15 protein-coding genes and 1 pseudogene are annotated in these 19,061 nt (G+C 39.4%); 3 read left to right on the top strand and 13 right to left on the bottom strand.

Features of this window, described 5'->3' with window-relative positions:
• Positions 1–49: 49 nt before the first annotated feature.
• The 5 genes from BET01_RS10480 to BET01_RS10465 all read right to left on the bottom strand — a co-directional run bounded on the left by BET01_RS10480 (position 50) and on the right by BET01_RS10465 (position 6,006).
• Positions 50–1,315 (bottom strand): hypothetical protein, encoded by a 1,266-nt coding sequence (locus BET01_RS10480; RefSeq protein ID WP_120196750.1) that lies wholly within the window; start codon positions 1,313–1,315, stop codon positions 50–52.
• On the bottom strand, positions 1,312–2,859 hold the full coding sequence (locus BET01_RS10475; protein WP_120196749.1) for a glycosyltransferase family 2 protein: 1,548 nt from the start codon (positions 2,857–2,859) through the stop codon (positions 1,312–1,314). The genes BET01_RS10480 and BET01_RS10475 overlap by 4 nt, the downstream gene beginning before the upstream one ends.
• Before the next feature lie 862 nt (positions 2,860–3,721).
• Complete coding sequence (locus BET01_RS21590) at positions 3,722–3,883, bottom strand: hypothetical protein (RefSeq protein WP_158585036.1); 162 nt, start codon at positions 3,881–3,883, stop codon at positions 3,722–3,724.
• Positions 3,884–4,285: 402 nt separating this feature from the next.
• A complete protein-coding gene (locus BET01_RS10470; protein ID WP_120196748.1) occupies positions 4,286–5,101 on the bottom strand; it encodes an acyltransferase domain-containing protein in 816 nt (271 codons plus the stop codon).
• 284 nt (positions 5,102–5,385) lie between these two features.
• The gene (locus tag BET01_RS10465; protein ID WP_120196747.1) at positions 5,386–6,006 is read right to left on the bottom strand and encodes a TetR/AcrR family transcriptional regulator; all 621 of its coding nucleotides are present in this window, start codon (positions 6,004–6,006) and stop codon (positions 5,386–5,388) included.
• A 163-nt stretch (positions 6,007–6,169) separates the two neighbouring features.
• Between BET01_RS10465 and BET01_RS10460 the strand changes: the two genes are divergently transcribed.
• On the top strand, positions 6,170–7,168 hold the full coding sequence (locus tag BET01_RS10460) for a lipocalin-like domain-containing protein (RefSeq protein ID WP_158585035.1): 999 nt from the start codon (positions 6,170–6,172) through the stop codon (positions 7,166–7,168).
• 242 nt (positions 7,169–7,410) lie between these two features.
• Here BET01_RS10460 and BET01_RS10455 read toward each other — a convergent pair whose 3' ends face one another.
• On the bottom strand, positions 7,411–8,385 hold the full coding sequence (locus tag BET01_RS10455; protein ID WP_120196745.1) for an NmrA family NAD(P)-binding protein: 975 nt from the start codon (positions 8,383–8,385) through the stop codon (positions 7,411–7,413).
• Positions 8,386–8,706: 321 nt separating this feature from the next.
• Between BET01_RS10455 and BET01_RS10450 the strand changes: the two genes are divergently transcribed.
• Positions 8,707–9,591 carry a LysR family transcriptional regulator gene (locus tag BET01_RS10450; RefSeq protein WP_120196744.1) on the top strand — a complete coding sequence of 295 codons (885 nt, stop codon included), beginning with the start codon at positions 8,707–8,709 and terminating at the stop codon, positions 9,589–9,591.
• Between the two features lie 239 nt (positions 9,592–9,830).
• A pseudogene (mraW, locus tag BET01_RS10445) lies at positions 9,831–10,389 on the top strand (16S rRNA (cytosine(1402)-N(4))-methyltransferase); the annotation flags it as partial.
• Positions 10,390–10,736: 347 nt separating this feature from the next.
• On the opposite strand, the gene BET01_RS10440 reads toward mraW, so the two are convergent.
• The 7 genes from BET01_RS10440 to BET01_RS10410 form a co-directional block, all read right to left on the bottom strand.
• The gene (locus BET01_RS10440) at positions 10,737–11,903 is read right to left on the bottom strand and encodes a TolC family protein (RefSeq protein ID WP_158585034.1); all 1,167 of its coding nucleotides are present in this window, start codon (positions 11,901–11,903) and stop codon (positions 10,737–10,739) included.
• Positions 11,904–12,057: 154 nt separating this feature from the next.
• Positions 12,058–13,203, bottom strand: a complete 1,146-nt coding sequence (locus BET01_RS10435) for a TolC family protein (protein ID WP_120196742.1) — start codon at positions 13,201–13,203, stop codon at positions 12,058–12,060.
• A gap of 11 nt (positions 13,204–13,214) precedes the next feature.
• Complete coding sequence (locus BET01_RS10430) at positions 13,215–13,913, bottom strand: response regulator transcription factor (protein ID WP_120196741.1); 699 nt, start codon at positions 13,911–13,913, stop codon at positions 13,215–13,217.
• Entirely contained in the window at positions 13,910–15,328 is a 1,419-nt protein-coding gene (locus tag BET01_RS10425; protein WP_120196740.1) for a HAMP domain-containing sensor histidine kinase, read from the bottom strand. The genes BET01_RS10430 and BET01_RS10425 overlap by 4 nt, the downstream gene beginning before the upstream one ends.
• 81 nt (positions 15,329–15,409) lie before the next feature.
• The gene (locus BET01_RS10420) at positions 15,410–16,603 is read right to left on the bottom strand and encodes an ABC transporter permease (RefSeq protein WP_243117185.1); all 1,194 of its coding nucleotides are present in this window, start codon (positions 16,601–16,603) and stop codon (positions 15,410–15,412) included.
• Positions 16,604–17,287: an ABC transporter ATP-binding protein gene (locus BET01_RS10415; RefSeq protein ID WP_120196739.1), complete on the bottom strand. Its 684-nt coding sequence runs from the start codon at positions 17,285–17,287 to the stop codon at positions 16,604–16,606.
• Positions 17,287–18,468 (bottom strand): efflux RND transporter periplasmic adaptor subunit, encoded by a 1,182-nt coding sequence (locus tag BET01_RS10410; protein ID WP_158585033.1) that lies wholly within the window; start codon positions 18,466–18,468, stop codon positions 17,287–17,289. The genes BET01_RS10415 and BET01_RS10410 overlap by 1 nt, the downstream gene beginning before the upstream one ends.
• Positions 18,469–19,061 lie beyond the last annotated feature (593 nt).

Here is a 19,061-nt window from a genome sequence, read left to right as displayed (position 1 = left end):
TGCTATTCCCTCCTTTTGTGTTGTCAGATCATTTGTTCATTTTTTTATTTCATTTTTTTGATATATTTTCATTAACTTTTAGAAATTTAATTACCTTCAGCCATGCCAATTTTGTATTTTCAAAATCTCTATAGTGTTGTTCAACATGTGAGTGATAAAATTCAAGTTCTTCTAGTATATTTTTAAACTGATCATTTTCAAAATAATTACAAACCTTTGGGATAACTATAGATAAGTTATCCTTCATTTTTTTTATTTCAGCTTCATAATTATCTCTTTGAGTAATATAAAGCAAAAGCGGCTTGTATCTAATCCAGCCTATGGAAGCTTTTAAAAATCTCATTGAATTAGCCCCTGAATCTGCTTTCAAAGCTTTTAATTTGTTAGGAAGTACTCCTAGAAGTAAATGCTCATAATTAGAGAAACCGTCGTGGAAGGTGTAACAAGGTACTTTTCTTATATTACATTCGCCAATGCAGGTACTTAAAAAGGTATCTTCTCCTCTTGCTCCCGGTGGGTTATAAAACGGAAATAATTTATCAAGATTTTTGAGATTAAAGCCCAGATTAGCACCCGAAATAAATTTCATTCCATTTACTTCTTTAACTGTTTCAACTGTATCGCTATTAATAATATCAAGGTTGGCATAGGTAACGCCGCCATCCTTCATCTTTTCTTTTATTGAGTCCCAGTTAATAATATCATTGCTTATGGACTCAATGAAAATTCTAAACTCGTTTTCGGAAAGCTTTTCGTTAAAATCCAACTGAGGTATTGGTGAAATATAACCGCAATGATGCCCATGTGTCATATCAGCATATTTTATATTGTTAATATGCGTTGATAAGACTTCTTGACCTTTCCAAACAATACTATTGTTAATTTTAATCGTTGCTATTGGATATTCGTCATCATCAAGGAAAATGAGATAGTCCATTTTGTTTTTTAAAGCAAAATATAAAACTGCATTTCTTTTCATCGCATAACCTTCACCAAAGATCAGTTTCGCTTCTTTTAAGGTGATGACATCTTTTTCAACCAGAAATTGTACTTCATTTGCTATTGCAGAATTTCCTAAATAATAAGCGGAATCCACCAACGTCAATATCTCATCATCTGTGATTTTATAATCGCTCACTTTTGTTCTGTAATACTTTAAATCATATGCTACAAACAAATGGATAGCAATTTTTTTATTATCAATCAGTCCGGATTCATTCCAGTTATCGACATAAGTTTTTACAACATTTTTAAAATTTTTTCGTCCTGTTACGAAACCCACACCAACATTTATCTTCTTTTTTTCAATTTTCATTGTTTTTGGTCCTCATCCCATTTTACTAAATTGGGATTGGAATCTAGGATGGAATCGTATTGTTCCTTAATTCCAAATATAGCATCCGAATCTAAAAGCTGATACCTTTTATACTTTTCTTCTCGATCGACTGGCGTTGCCCAGCCAAGATGTTTTACTCTGAATTCCGATGTTGCCTTTGGAATAGAAGAAGTATTGATAGGAAATCTTCCACAATGTTGTGCTGCTTCATTCCATATATATTTAAAATCAGGTTGATATCTCATTAAAAATGGTCTGTAAATGCTATGTGCATTCCAATATTTATCTTCTCGATATTGAGTTTCATTCCACATATCATATAGTCTAAAACAATACAAATCATAATCCTGGTCATTAATGAGCTTTTTTGCATTTTCCCAAAAATTATTTTCTAATATTTCATCAGCATCTATGTTTAAAATCCAATCCGGATTTGTTTTTACAGTTTCATCCCACTGCTTTTTTCTAAGTTCGATCTCACTCGCAAACATTGATTTATCATTTTGTATCAAATGCACTGGAATTTCTTTTAGTATGTCTCTACACATATTTATTGTATCATCTGAGCTTGCGTCATCTATGATAACAGCTTCATCAATATGTCCCTTTAAACTTTCTAACACCTGTTTGAGGTAACGTCCTGCTTCATTTTTTACTATCATGGAAAGAGTGATTTTATTTCCTTCTTCTTTATATTGACGTACAAAGGCAAGGTCAGCTTCGCAATCTTTCACATATTCCTCAACTCCAGCTAAATCTGTCTCTCTATAAATATGATATGCTGGATAAGTAGTATCAACAAAAAGTTCAATGCCAAGTACAGCTGCACGTATACAGAAGAATCTGTCTTCACCATGTATGGTTAAGTTTTTAATTTGCTCGAAATTAACGCCTTTCACCAATGAAGCTCTGCTTAGCAATGTGCACGCTCCCAATCCGCCCACTTCATACACGCCAGGTATCCTAAGCTGGTTTAAAAACTTTGTTTGTCGTATTTCCATCTCTTTATCACTTAAGACTTCGCCTAATTTCTTAGGAACCAAATCATATTCATCGAACATCCAAACATTTGGTTCAAAAGGTCTGTTTATATGCCATTGAGACCAAAATATTTCAGAAATTATATCCTTATTTTGAATTTTCAAATGCTCTATCAAATTAGGATGCAAAACCAAATCGGAGTCCACAAAAAACAGATAATCATAATTATAGTCTATTGCGTAATTAATGATAGAATTTTTGTAATTTGCTACTTTTAACATTAAGTTGTCGTCCCATAGATGAGATTCGTCATTACACTCATACACTCCCAATTCCTTACCTCGAATGATAATAACCTTGGATTCTTCTCTTTCAAAGCCAGCTAACAACTGACTGGATTTATCATCAATATTGTCATCAACAAACATATAGTCAATCGAAATAGTATTACGTTTAAGATTTTTTAGTGACGTTAAAAATGCCTCCAAAATTTTTGTTTTTTGATAAACCGGGCTTCCAACTAATACTCTTTTTATTTTCAAATAAGTACCACGCTTTCGTTTTATTTTATTATTTTTTCTTCGTTTTATTTGCTGCTACTGTTTCTACTGCAACGTCCGAAAGTACAGAATCTTTATTAACTTTTTTCTTCTTTAGCAGCTTCTTTGGATTTTTATCTCCCATTTATAATCACCTCTTTCCCTTACTTCATTTTATTAGATATATTTAATTAATTGAAATCGTGATAGTATCAAATAATTTATTAAAAAAAAGCCACTTTTATACAAAGTGACTTTTATTAGCTCTATTTATTTGCATTTTGTTAGCACTCGCAATTAGAGAGTGCTGACACATCTAATATATCACTAATTCAATATAATGTCAAGTTCGATACCTAATCACTGTCCCTCTTTGACAAATTTACCTTTTTATCATCAGATTCATTGCTTTGGCTCTTAATGTCTATATCTATTAATACAGAAAAAATGTGTGATATAAGAAACCTTTTTGATAAGTATTTACTTTTCTATAAATAGTTCGGGAGAAGCCTCTTTTAAATCATTTAGAAGAAAACATTTACTAATTACAACAAAACAGAAAAACACAGGCTCCTATTACGCGCAAGACCATTTGAATTAGCATATTGTTTGGATAAGCATCAGGACAGCTTCAACGTGCTTTGAACGGTTTAAGTGGAGATAGTGGGATTTGAGCCCATAATCTCTTGATTGCCATTCAAGCGCTCTTCCAGTTGTACGATCTCAGGATAGCAGTATATTGATTGAAATGGATAGTGTTACAAAAACATTGTTAGAACTAATATCCACGATGGTTTCGCCTCCTATTTGGTGATAATGTCGAATGATTGCTTTGATGATGTTTATGTTCCCGAAGACATTGGTGTCAAAAAATGCTACAGATGGCATCCATAGATGTCGCTTCAAATATAGTGCCAAAGCTACTTTCTGTATTGTTTACATCAACTTCTATATGATTAAACCGGGCGATACCTACCACAACTGGCTCTCCTTCAATCCCCCAAAATGTTTTAATATCTAATGGCATAAATATTCTCCTATTCAGTTTGTCAATAAAATTCTTTCACATACTACAAGGGAGGCCTAACCGCGTTACTTCTTTAACATAAGAATAAGGAATCTTATGATATCTCTCTGAGCACCAAACGTAATATTTTTTATTTTATCAGGTACTCACTTGTTATAGTTTTATCTAATCTGACGGTGACTCCCGGCTGCTTCTGATTTCTGTAATCATTAAAATTATTGCAACTATATTTGACAATGCACACTACATGCCTTCAGTAGACAATCGTGATGATGACATAAACTGGTCATTCCTTGTCGGCAGATTATGCCTATGTTTGTGTCACGATTTTGCTATGACTCAGGTTATATCAATCCATATTGCATATCCTTATTCATAGTTATATACAGCAATTTAAACCTCTCAAAAAGGATTCAAAATCAACGTTCCAGATGTCCACTCTATCTTACCGCCATTTCGTAAGTAGGGCTTAAGCTTCCGTTGCAAGGATGTATTCTCTGGCAATTCCTCTATTGGAATATTTCTGCTTCCATATATCCAATCCATAAAACCCAAACTATCATCTTCCATAATACCAATATCAAATGATTTTTGAAATTGTAAAATTTTAGAGTTTTCAGGTAAAACATGCTTTAATGATGGTGCAAGTAACCATGAACTGCAAACCATATCAGCGCCTATAAATTCTGGATAGTACTTCTTAAAAAATTCTAATGCTTCTAGATATGAATTACGCAGTTTGCTTATTGTCATATCAGCATCTGCCGGAATATGTATATCAATTAAATGCTTATGGTTTTCCATTCTTATCTCATATTCAAGCTCTCCAATTCGAAATTCCACCATTGAAATCTGACGAACTACCCACCATGCCCAGACATAACGATAACTTCCATGTCTATCTTTATGGTCCTGCAGAAATCTCGGAAAAAATTTCATGGTATCAATAAATATTTCTTTTGATATACCAAGTTTCTCGTATTTAGCATAAGTATCACATACACACTCCAACTGACAGGTTAAAATTTTCATTCCGTCCTCATCAGATCCTAGCAAACTTTTCAGGCGCTCGAGTGCACCCTCCCAACATTCTGGGTGCTTCATTTGCTCCATTTCCTTTTCCACGCCTTTAAAATCAATATGTTTCTCGCACTCCATTAATTTTTCCTGAACTTCTTTTTGAATCTCTAGCATGTTGCAAAGCTCAATTAGTTTCATTCACTTTTCCTCCCATTTCATTATTTACTGCATAAAAACTATTTGATACCCATCTTCAAAATTCATTTGATTATCTGTGTATAGAGAACTTTATAAATTTTAAGCACATTCTAAATTCATTTGGGGATTTGCGTAAAGAGAACTTTTTAAATTTAAACTTCCTGATAATCATTTCCTAATCCTGTTAATTGTTATAACAACCTGGCAGTTATTCGGATTTGGGATAAAAATCCATCACTCTTCTTTCAACGTCATATACTGTAATGTTGCTTGGAAGAAAGATCCTATTTTTCTGATATAAGCTTGTATTGGTCGCCGCGAAGATCAATTCTTGGTTCAATATCAAAATCGTTGAGCAACGTATGAAAAATGCCATTTATCATAAATCCTTTTGCCATACGAATCATTTCATCGGCAGAAAATACACCCGTATCTGCCCATTGAATAAACATCTCGACTAAAGCAGATAAAGTCATATCAATGGCTAGATTTGTCTTGGAATCATCTACTTTTGGATGAAATACATTAGGAAATTGATCTTTCAACTTTTTTTTGTATTTCATTGCAAAGACTGGCTGTTTGTTTTCAACAACAAGATAATGGATATATTCTCCATTATCCTCAAAGATTTTCAAAAGTGCTTTCGCATAATTGTTCAAATCATTGGATGTCTCAAAGTATTCCATTTTCACTTGATTCAGTGAATTTATCAAAATATCTTCTATTTCCTCTAAAACAGCATAAACATCCTGATAATGCAAATAAAAAGTTGCCCGGTGTATTTGGCATTCATCAGTAATACCTTTTACCGTGATTTTTTCAATCGGTTTTGTTTTATATTGTGACCAGAATGCATCAATAATTTTTTTTCTGGTTTTCATCCTTGCGTTATCATAAGTCTGCATAACAACCACCTCAAAATACGACATTTTGCTTTATATTGTAAATTGCTTTTCCGTGTAGATAAAATTATACTATGAGCAAGATATACGACACAGTGTCTATCTTTTAATGTTAGCTAACATTCCATATAATGTCAAGAAAAATAACAGAAATGAGGTAAATGATATGAGAAAAAATTTAATGGTTAATCATGGTTTTCCAATGTCAGTTAATGCTTTAGATGATCTTAAAGCGGTACCAGAAGCACTGATCGATTCATGGTATCTCAAAACTGAATTTGAAGCTGACGGTAAACAACTGGGTTTTACATGGCATCATATGGTACAGCCATATGATAATGAGATAAAAGTCAGTGTAGAAAGCCTTTTTATGGATGCAACAGATGATATCTGGTTGAATAATAAGATTCTTTCTTCTGTGAATGAAGAAAATGGTATTGCTACCGATCATATGTATTGCTTCTCATCCTGGGGTGATTTCAGTGGTGATATGAATCATATGTCTCTGGATTTGAAGATTGGCGAGAATGAAATCCACATGAACTTCATCCCCAATGGAGAAATCCTTTACAATGGTGGAACCGGCTTAATTAATTTTGGTAACACTGGGTCCTATCAGTATTCATTCCCCAATATGAAAATGGAAGGGACTTTTATTCTCCAAGGACATGAATATAAAGTAAATAATGCTTATGCATGGTTCGACAGACAGTACGGTATCGCTCAAACCCATACTGAAGAAAATTCATTTGGTCCAGGAAATAGTAGTTGGCTTTGGATTGGTCTGTCCTCTCTACAAAATGGCCGCGGAGCCGTATCACTTTGGGACGTATATCTTCCAACACAAAGACATGCTTTTGCAACATTTCTACTCCAAGACGGTGTCATGAAAAATGCATCGGCAGACATTACCTATGATGATATTTGGAAAAGCGAAAGATCAGGACATTCTTATCCAAATATCATCAATATCCGCATCCCAGCGGAAGACTTTGATGTGAAGCTTACTAGTCTTGCTACAGGTCCAGATGCAGAGTTTGTCCATGAAGTAAAATTATTATCCGGCTGTCAGTGCTTGTATCACATTTCAGGTACGTATAAAGGTAAAAAAATAGACAGTGCTGTTGATGTGGAAATGATTGGAGACGTGTGCGGCGAAATCTAAGCTTTTCGAATTTGAAGGTTTATTGGTAATTTAACCATAATAATATCCCCACCAAATATAATTTTTATTTGGTGGGGATATTATTAATTTATTTCGCTTCTAAGATAATTTCAACTTTATATAGGTAAAAATCTTACATAACGAAAATCCGTTGTATAAGGTGAAGATTATGAAATAGCACATTTTATTGTTTTTTCATAATTCTTTAGTCAAAAGAAGTTACAGCAAAAAACATCAACTAACTATTTGATATCTTTCCAATTTCTAATATTTTGTTCCCAAATATAACTATAATTCAATGCTATCTCTTTCGCGGTTTTTGGTCTGTGACCAGTTAATTTTTCCACAGCATCACTTTTTACATCCGCTAATCCCTCTGCTATGCTAGCCTCATTTGTAACCATATCATTTCCGCACCATGGAACTGGTGATTTTGAAAAATCAGCAGAACAATCTCTGGGAATATTCATGGAATCCAAATATTCAAAAAACTCCTCATGGTTAACAGGACAATATTCAATTTTTATACCCGATAACTCACTGACTAATTCTACGATATCCCTCTGAGAAATTGATTCGGAACCACATGCATTATATGCTGTATTCAATTCTCCCTTTCCCAAAAGCAAGGCAGTTGCAACTCTTGCGCTGTCATCCTTTGGAATGAATGTAGCTTTTCCTTCCCCCGCAGTAGTATACCACTTATTATCGGACATCAGCGCCAGCATGACAGATGTTGTAAAATAATTTTCCATATACAAATTATTTCTCATAAAGTTATATGTAATGCCCGTTTCTTCTGCTCTTCCTTTAATATACTTTTCTGTTTCTGTATGATCTGGAGTTACATATATATGTTCATATGCTGGATCGCTTGCACCGAGGAATGAAGTATATGTAATATGCTTTACTCCGGCCGCAATAGCAGCATCAACAACATTCTTATGTTGCTGCACCCTAACCTCTCCAATAAGTACGCCAGATACAATATATATTCTATCTCCTCCTGTAAATGATTTTGTCATTTCTTCAACATCATCATAATTCGCTTGTTTTACGCTTATTCCAAGCTGTTTCCAATATTCTTTCTTCTCCGGATTTAATTTTTCAATATTAGGACAAGTAAAAATCAAATCTTTTGGATCTACCTCTTTCAACATATTTTCTGCAACTCTTCCACCAAGTTTCCCATCTGTACCCGTTACAATATAGCGCATATTATAATCTCCTTTTTATTAATTTATAGTAAAGTTATGTACGATATTAAATCTTTCAAATACGATTCTACCTATAGCACTTACCACAACAATAATGATTATTGATTGTTTGGTTCATTCTGTCTGTTTTTTCTGTTTCTTTGTATGGTTCTTATTTTTTAGTGTATTGTTCTTATAGTAAATTACTATATTAAATGTAACACTATAATAGTATAAAGAGAATTTCAAAAAACGTTATAACATTAGATAAAATCTAATGTTGTATTGAAATGAACGATCCATTGTTTTATAATAAATTATAATAAAAAAGGAGATGGTCTTTTGAATACCCAACAATTGCAATGCTTCATAAGCGTGGCTGATAAATTAAATTTTTCTAAGGCTGCAGAAGAGCTTTATTTATCACCGCCTACAGTCACGCATCACATTCAAACTCTGGAAGCAGAACTAAATACTAAATTATTTATCCGCACTTCTAAAATGGTGAGATTAACAGAAGCAGGCACATTCTTTTATGGTGATGCAAAAGAAATATTAATGAAAATTGATATATCCAAAAAACGTGCCGAAAAAGCAGCCACGAGAAATATCAGCTTTCTTCGTATTGGTTGTACAAGTAATGCGGAACTGCAAAGTTTATCTATCATTTTATCAAATTTACAAATTGAATATCCCAGAGTTTATCCAGTTATTATCATAAAAGATTATTCTCAGCTTATAGCTTTATTTGATGACAAACAATTAGATATTATGCTTTTAACAAAAGAGATGATTAAAGATACTAGAGATTGCACGTTTAAAAGATTAAAAGTCATTACAAAATATGCTGTTATGTCAGTTGATTCTCCGTTGAGTGCCTACAAAAAATTGACGTTTGACGATTTAAAAGAAAGCTGTCTGATTACCTTACATCCCGATTTGATCCCTTTTCAATATAAAGATAAAGTACAGCAGAAATTAACATTTCACTCACAACAACATTTAGGTTTTATATGTGAAAACGACCAGGTGGGAATTTTGCTTGCAAAATCAGGTTACGGAATCGCCATTTTGCCAGCATATTGTATTTCTGCTGACATAAAAGATATAATAGCTATTCCTATACAGGAACAGGAAACCATGGAATATGGAATTGCATACCAAAGCAAACCAAAGGAAAAATATATAAAGTATTTTATAGACAATTTTTCACTGCCAGAAATATAACTTAAAACTTTTAAATAGTAAAAAGTGGACGTTTACTTAGATAGAGAACTTTAGAAAAAACAATAAAAGCAGTTTGCATTCACTATAGGCCTGATATTTCATGCAAGTTCTTTTATTATGCGTTTACTATTATGACATGCATTTGATATCATGTAGTTTATAGGAATATTCTAAAACGTCAGTTTTGCAGACACTTTGGATTATATAATAAAAAAACATATAAAAAGGTGGAAGCAAGAGTGGATAATCAGGAACAAAAACATCAGCATCGACCTAGGTATAAGGGTACTCACCACAAAGCTTTTAAAGATAAATATAAGGAACTGCAACCAGAGTTATATGCTACTGATGTCGATCCCATCGAATTGCCACGAACAAAGGAGCGTTTAGAGCTTAGATTATGGCCCGGAAATTTTAACAGTGAAACAAACAAATTTTTCCAATATAGATCAAATTACTTCTGAATCAAGACCATTGGACCTACGGCTCAATCCATCCAAGGGCATCTCTGCAGCGGAACGTCTTAAAAGTATTTCACAAGATGAATTACACGGTATGTTGTTAGAAAATGCGGACGAGCCTCATTCCGAAGAAATCGCTCGAGCCATTATCTCCGCAATAAAAAAAGGAACAGACATTATAACAACAAGTCTGCTTCAACAAATTATTAAAGATACGCTTAAATTCATTCCAGAAAAAGACAGAGATAATGAAATAAAAAAATCCTGTCAAAGATGCTTTCAAGCGCTGCGAATTGATGTCAATAAAGAATTTGAAGTGTTGTATGAATTTTTAGACTTCCGTTATGTACAAATCCATATAGTGTTTCATCCGCACCACCATCGAATAAATCGCCAGTAAGCAGCCATAATGAATTTCCCATCTCTTCTCCACAAAAGAAAGTGAATGTTGACAATACAGCAGCGATATACTTAATGTTATCAGAAATTGAGTATTTCCTATTATACAAAAAAGGCTGTGCACTAAATACTTAGTGCGACAGCCCCCATCTTTCCTTCCTAGCCATAACTATACCAGGATGTGGAATACTGGATCGTAAATACCGTAAAATAGATAGTCTTTGAGGCAGAAACCTACATTTTCAGGAAATCGATTTTTGATCTTTTTTTTCTCAAAATTCACCATCAATCCCCCTCCACCACGATTCCAGCCACCGCCCATTGGTAAGTATCATAGGCCTGATACAAATCATTATAAGAGCTCTGCTTTTCGCTCTCCGCCTTTAAATAGCTCATCTGGGCCTGTAAGGAGTCATTTTTGCTGGTAAGTCCGTGTTGAAGAGAACGTTCTGCCTTTCCCCATTTCAGCTCAGCCATTTCATAAGCGGTGCAGGCAGCTTCATAGGCGGTCTTGGCCTGCCAAACGGCCTGGTAATCGGACTGCATGGTCACGGCGATTTTCTGTTCTCCTTTCGTAATGCTGGCGTCTTTATATTTCATTCCGGTGGTGGTCTTGCCGGAGGAGGCGTGCCGTTCGGATATCAGGGAGTAATTGTTATTGACGGCCTTTTCCGTGTCGGTTTCCAAGTCCATGGAAGATATCTCTGTCATGTCCAATTGGGGGATTGTTCCGATAGCCGGTTTTGAATCTGTGGAATATCCCGTCATCAGGCACAGGGAACGGCGCAGGCTGTCTACGGTGTTTTCCATGGACAAAAGAGAGGCCTGGGCGGTGAGAAGCTCATTCTGGGCGGTAATGACATCTGCCTGAGCAGCGGTTCCCATAGCATAACTTGCTTTGGCCGATTCTAAAGAAGCGCTTCCGGCCTCTACCAGTTTCTGGAGCGAAGAAAGGCCTGATTGGGCACTGTTATAGCTGACCATGAGCTGGTTCGCATAGTAAGTATAATTTTTAACAGCATAGGTGATATTGGATTTTGTGGAGGAATTGCTGCGGTTCATATGGTCCAGGGTCCGCTTCATAGTGTCGGCCGAGGTCTTCAAGCCCTTTATCGTCATATTCAGCACATTATATTGGGCCATGCCTTCCGCACTGGAGGTCACGCCGGAATCCTCCAGCTCATCGGCATCATCCCCCAAATCCCTGATATAGCCTCTCATTTCATCGTAGATGTACTGGCTATTGTCAATAGAATTAGTTATAGAATCGGTTGTATCCTGCACATCTTGGTTGAAGTAGCGTACCAGGTCGGGCAGCTCGTCAAATTCGATGGTCTGGTCGTTGAGCCTGGCCCACTGTTCTTTTGTCACTCCGTCAGGAATAGATTCTCCAGTCTGACCAGGACCGGCTGCATAGGCAAAACCGGCGCCGGGAATTGTCAGAACAGTCACAGCGGCCAGAACAACAGCCAGTAATAATGAAACCGGGAAAGATATTGCACCGGCAGGTGAGCGGGTGGGCACAACACCAGACGGTCTAACCGTCGTGAGTTTCGCTGTAGGCGTATCCCCTGAATGAAAATGAAACCATCTTTTTCTCATATTATCATCCTCCCGTAGAGGCCAGACCGCTGACCCTATTTTCATAAGTCTGGACCGCTTCGAATAAATTCAGTTCCGCAGTCTTTACGGCAATGGCTTTTGTATTATAAGTGTTCTTTTGTTTCAGATACTCTAAACGACTGGCGGTACCAGCCTGGTATTTCCGTTCTACGGTATTAAAATTCTTCTTTTCCAGTTCCAGCTCCGTTTCCGCCTGCTGGCAGGAAGATTTGGCCAGAAGAACCGATTGATAGGACTTTACAAGGTCCGTACTGATGTTCTGCTGATTGTTTGCTATGGTCTTTTTCAAGGATTCCTTGGTCACATCGGAGCTGGCATTTTCCAGTTTTCTCTTATTGATGTTCAAAGTGTAATTATTCTGCAGTGCAGCTTCCTGATCCGCTTCCGGGGCCATAGCGTCAATTTTTTTACTGTCTACAGTCGGAAGATCTCGTATTTCAGGAGTATCGTTGTATTTCCAGCCCAGCATAATACAGAGGCCCTGCCTCGTTTCCTCAATAGAGGCCGTCAGCTTCTCAATAGAAGCGTTGGCGTCCTGCAAATCTTTCTGGGCGGAAAGCACATCGATTTGGATGCCCGTTCCTAAGTTTTTCTTCGCCTGGGCAGAGTCATAAGCCGCCTGTAAATATTCCAGGCTGTCCTTTGCGCTCTCCAACTCATACTGCTGTTTAAAATAGAAAATAATGGAGGTCTGGGCAGTGGTTACAAGATTGGCTTCCTCTTGGTCGTAGGTAATCTGGTACACCCTAATGTCCTCTACATTTTTGTCAGCCTGGGCAGCGGCGTTGCTGGCCCCTACCGCATTCTGAGCATCTGAAAGGGCATCGTCTCCTGTGATAGCACTCCGGTAATCGCTGGCCGCATCCCGGTAGTATTGAGCGTTTTCGTCGCTGGTAATCCTCCCGTCCTTTTTCTTGTCGCTGATATCTAATTGGTTCTTTTGGACCGTTACGTTATATTCGTGAATCAGGCCAGCCAGCTCGCCGTATTCCATCACATTATCCTGAAGCCCTGCCCATTCCTCTGCGGTTCTTGCAAACTCCGGACTTCCTGCGAAAGCCATCCCAGGGCTTAAAACGGCTAAAGTGGCTACAAGGCAGAAAGCGCCTATCTGTTTTATTTTCCTCATGTCTGTCCTCCTCATTTATTGAGCCGGTATCCCGCGCCCCATACGGTTTCGATGATTTTGGGGTTTGCAGGATCCTCTTCTATCTTTTCCCGGATGCGGTTGATGTGTACCGTCACCGTTGCGCTATCTCCCACATACTCATACCCCCAGATCCGCTCAAACAACTGGTCCTTAGAAAACACGATGTTTGGGTAGGTTGCAAGGTATTTGAGCAGCTCGAATTCACGGTTGGGAAACCGCACCTCTTCTCCTGATTTGTAAACCTTCCAACTTCTGGGCAAAATCTTTAACTCTTCCACCAAAATGGCGGCGTCCGCTTCCTGACTGTCCTTTCCTGCTCCTGTCAGCCTTTCATACCGTTTCAAATGGGACTTAATTCTGGCCACCAGCTCCGCAGGATCAAACGGCTTTGCTATGTAATCATCAGCTCCGAGCCCAAGTCCCCGGATCTTATCAACAGATTCCAGCCTGGCCGTGACCATAAGAATCGGAATTTCCACCTGATCCCGGATTTCCCGGCAGATGTCGTATCCGTTGACTCCAGGCAGCATAAGGTCCAGAAGAATCAGAGCGTAATCGCCGTTTAAAGCAGCGGCGGCGGCCTTGCTGCCGTCGGATATGATATCCACCTCAAAGCCGCTTATCTCTAAGTAATCCCGCTCAAGCATGGAAATTTCCTTGTCGTCTTCAATAATCAATATTTTCTTCATATAGTCCTTTCTCTGATCGGTAAAAGAATGTCAATGACCAGGCCGTTTTCATTTCTCGCACGGACAGAGCCGCCGTGCATTTTCACGATGTGCTTTACGATGTTGAGTCCCAGGCCGCTTCCACCGCCTCCGATCCTGCTACTTCTGGATTCGTCGCCCCTCCAGAATTGGACGAATAAGCTGGAAAGCTTATCCTCGGGAACGCCTTTTCCGTTGTCCGCGAATACGAGGTGAATCTTGCCTGCCTCATTCCAAACAGAAATCGTCAGGGTCAGATCCTCTGCATCGGCGTATTTCAATGAGTTGTTCGTTAAGTTCATAAGGAGTCGGTGTATCTGCTCCGTTTCCGCCATGATGGGATTTTCTTCGGTCCGGATGTCCAGCCTGATGTCGACATTTTTCTGGAGCAGCTCATCTCTTGACTGGCGCACAAAGGTCCTTACCAAGACGCCCATGTCCTCCTCTGTGAGAAACAGGGGCAAGTTTCCCGTCTCCAGCTTTGAAAAATAGAACAGGTTCTGAAGCAGGACCTCCATTTCCGTGGCCTTGTTGTATGCAATGGTCAAATACTGCTCCCGCTTCTCCGGAGTGGTTACAATGCCGTCCCGCAAGCCCTTGATATAGCCCTTCACTGAGGTCAGAGGCGTCCGCAAATCGTGAGAAATACCTGCTATCATATCAGTACGAGACTTTTCATAGGCTGCTTCTCGTTCTTTTTCGTCTTTTAAATGGCTCTGCATCTGGTTAAATGCCTCACAGACACGGGAAAGCTCATCCCTTCCGTCATAGATGACCGGCTCCGACAAATTCCCGTCCATAATTCTCTGAGCACCATCTGTCAGAACGCGGAGGGGGCGAAGGCCCCTTCTTACCATCCAAGAGGAAAGGATTTGTCCAATGAGCAGAATCACGATGATGGTGGCCGAACCGATTGCGAGAAAAGCGTTGAGCACAGTTTCAAACTGATTCACTCTGTGGCCGGTGGCGTCGGTTACATTGTTCATTTTTACTGCAGTTATTCGATATCCGCCAATTTCTTTTCCCACAAAAGTGACTCCTGCCACATAGCAGGACTTTCCTGTTTCCAACCAGGGAATTTTTTTCAAGATTCGAATGATGGGCCTGGCTTTCTGGTCTAAGTTTGAAAAAACCACCGCCTCTCCGTTGGTAACGTAAAGTCTGTAATCGTCTTTTTCAAGGGTGGCGGCGATACCTGCCCAGTCGGAGCTGTCATTGTCTATGGCAGTTATGGTATCTTCTATCAGAAAGGCTTTCTGATCTAAGGTCGGCATTCCCACATCGTCGACATCACCGGAAAACAGCCAGACCACCAAGCTTCCGATTCCAAAAAACAGCACCAGTGAAAACAGCATGACTGAAAAGGTGAATAATAGAATCTTGTTTTTTATCTTCATATGGCATCTCCCAGGGATTTTATTGTTTTTATGTACATCTTATCAGTAAAATCCCCTATTTGGAACCATTTTTCACTGAAATCAATCGGACCGCAGGGCGTCGATGGGCTTTAGTCCGCTGGCCTTTTTTGCAGGCGTCCAGCCAAACACCAGGCCTACTGCTACGGAAAATCCGATTCCCAAAGCAATGGCTCCCCAGGAGATGGAAAATGTCGTCCCGATGATCAGGGTTGCCACCACGGAGATGATGAGTCCTAAGGCAATGCCGATAGCTCCCCCAATGAGGGACAGGGCCAGAGCCTCTATAATAAATAGAGCTTGGATCTGGGCGGGCTCAGCCCCTAATGCTTTACGCAGGCCTATTTCCCTGGTTCGCTCTGTAACGGAAACCAACATCATGTTCATGATTCCGATTCCTCCTACTACAAGGGCAATGGACGCGATTCCTGCAAGTAGGGTTGTAAGAAGGGACTGCATACTGTTCATAGTATCTAAAATACTACCCAAATCCACGATTTTATAGCTGTCGTCCTTGTAGTTAAATGCGGCGTCTAAGACAGTCTCCACATCAGAGGTGGTTTCATCCGACAAATTCGTGTCCTCTAAAAAAACATCAACATTGGAATAGGTGGATGAGCCGGATAAGGACAGGGCATTTTTATAGGGAATGATAATGGTTCCGTCAGAAGTAGAACTGGCATTGATTCCTGACATGACATCGTTGCTGCTATCCGTGTCCCTTACGCCCACCACCTCATAGCCCTGGCCGTTGACCATGATTTTCTGACCGATGGGATTTTCATTGGGAAATACTGCCTTTTCAATGTCTTGGTCAATGATACAGGTATAGGTGTGACCGTCCATGTCAAGGGCCGTCAGTTTCCTGCCTCTGGTCAGCTCTGTGGTGTCTTGCTGAAAATATTTTTCATTTTTCCCCATGATGGAAACTTCGTCCAAAAGGATTCCCTGCTTTCCTGCGGAGCCGGTAATGGAAACGGAGGGAGCTACGCCGGTGACGTTGGGGATTTCTTCCAATTTTCGTAAATCGCTTGTAGTCAGACCAGATTTCAAGGGATTTCCCGTAGCTATAACCGTGATTTTATCAGCTCCCATACTTTCAAACTGTGACATCATTTCTCCGGTAACGCTTTGTACAATAGTAATAAGGGCGATGACGGAGGCAACACCGATGACTATGCCCAAGGAGGTAAGAAATGACCTCATCTTGCTGTTTATGATATTATCCCAGGCCATCAGAAAATTTTCTTTGATCACCTAGATCACCTCCTCGCTTATGTTACCGTCCAGAATGCTGACCACCCTCTTCGCTTCTTTTGCAAGTTTCACATCATGGGTGATCATGATGATGGTCCGGCCTTCTTCGTTCAGTTGATGGAACAACTCCATAACCTGGCGTCCAGTCTTTTGGTCCAGAGCCCCTGTTGGCTCGTCGGCTAAGAGGATGGTAGGGTCGTTAATCAAAGCCCTTGCAATGGCGACCCTCTGCTGCTGCCCACCGGATAACTGGCGGGGAAGATGGTGCATCTTATCACCAAGTCCTACCTTTTTCAGCATATCGGCGGCTTTTTCGTAGCGGAGCTTTTTATCCGTGCCGGAGTAGATTAAGGGCAGTTCTACGTTTTTTAAGGCGGACTGCCTGGAGAGCAGGTAAAAGGATTGGAAAATGAAGCCGATTTCTTTCCGCCGGATCTGTGCCAGAAGCTTTTCCTCCTGTCCTGACATTTTCCTTCCAGATAAGTGGTACTCCCCGGAAGTAGGCACATCTAAAAAGCCGATGATATTCATCAATGTAGATTTTCCGGAGCCGGAGGGACCCAGGAGGGAAATAAATTCGCCAGATTGAACGCTTAGGTTGATGCCTTTTAGTATGGTGGAGGTCTCATCACCCATCTGGTATTCTTTAACAATATTTTTCATAGTTAAAATTTCTTCTGGCATTATGCTACCTCCAATGGGAGTGATAGAATGGTCTCCGGGAGGTTGCTTCCATAATATGAGCTATTTTCCTGTTCTACCTCACCCATGGGGCCTGCTCCGCCGGGGAGGCCCCCGCCTTTATCTTCCGAGCCTACGTTTGGTACATAGGACACACGGTCCCCTTCGCTTAAACCCTCTTTAATTTCTACGTTACTTCCGTCGCTGATGCCCACGGTCACATAGACCTTTTCCAGGTTTCCTGCGTCATTATGGCGTTGGACATAAGGCGTGGTGCCCTCATAAAGGACGGCCTCCACAGGAATGGTAATGGCCTGACTGGCGCTTTCCGCTACTACCTTAACCTCCGCCGATAATCCTACTCGTAGCTCATCGTCCTTTGGCAAGCTCAGGGTCGTTTCAAAATAAGAAACGCCGTTTACCACGCTGGCTCCCCTTGAAATCTCAGTAACAGTACCGGAAACGGTTTTCTCCATTGCTTCGAAATACACCTCTGCTTCCATTCCCACGGAAACGGCGAATAAATCGTACTCATCCACCTTTACATTAACCTCCAGGTCATCATAGTTGATAATGTCCATGATCTGGGTTCCCTGGGTGACGGAATCATTTTCGTTCACATAGATTTTAGAAATTTCTCCCGATACCTCCGCATAGTACTTCGTGTCCTCCAGCTCCTTCTCAGCCTGGGACAGGCGGGATTGTGCATCGGTTATGGCATTTTGAGCCTTGTTGTATTCGTCCCCGGCCGTCTCCAGCTCCAGAAGAGACACGTCTCCGGTGCCGTAGAGAGACTGGCTTCTTTCATAGCTTGACTTTTTTGCGGCAAGGGTGGTCTTGGCGTCAGCCAGGGTAGTGTTGGCACTGGTTAAAGTGGACTGGGCGGAGTCGTTGTCCACCTCATATAGGAGGTCACCTTTCTGGATCTGGTTTCCTTCCTTTACATAGAATTTTTTTACTGGCTTGTTGGTGGTGGAAAGAACGTTCTGGACATCGCTGGACTCAATATTTCCGCTAAAGCTGTAATACTTTACAATATCCTGTTTTACTGCTACGGCTTCCGTAAGATTTGCATTGGAATCCTTTGCCATGGTCGGAACGATGATAATTCCCAACAGTAGGGCTACTACTGCAACTGCAATCAGAATCTTGATTTTCTTATTGTTAAAAAATTGTTTTCTCAACCTCATACCTCCTGGTTTATATGTATATGAATTATTTTAGACAGTTTTATCATAAATTGGGAGGATTAACAGGGGAGGTATAAAAGATAAACAAACTATAAACGAAAAGGGAAATTTTGATAGACAATATAAAGATTAGGCAACCAGACTAACAAATGCGGTAAGGAAAATGCTTCTGCTCCGAGTGAATGAGTGTTATTCGGTAATTCTTACAAAATAGTAATTGATGATCCAGGAAAGAATAACCTGACAGCCTGGTGTCCTTATTATCTTATCAGTAGCAAGCCTAATACTTTTTGCTTGCTGCTGATAAAAGCTGATATGTCCCTGAGTATATGTTTGAATCGATATGAGCTGCGTTAACGTATCATTTTTGAATTTCATCGTCTTTGATGAAGAAAATTTGACCATTAACATTTTCGAGTGACTGAAGTACTGTTTTGAGTTTACTTTGTTTATTGCATCAAGAAATTGTCCAATTCAATCCAGACCGTCTTTGATCTATAACAGCTTTTCATTCACCTGTGCCAAAAAAGTTCAGAAAAACGTGTATTTATCGGCAAAGGCTTCCAACTTTGTACCATCAATAAATA

It is taken from the genome of Lacrimispora algidixylanolytica (assembly GCF_003609635.1).
GTDB classification, from domain to species: Bacteria; Bacillota; Clostridia; order Lachnospirales; family Lachnospiraceae; genus Lacrimispora; species Lacrimispora algidixylanolytica.
Note: the sequence above shows the minus strand (reverse complement) of the source record. Positions and strands in the feature narration are given on the sequence as shown.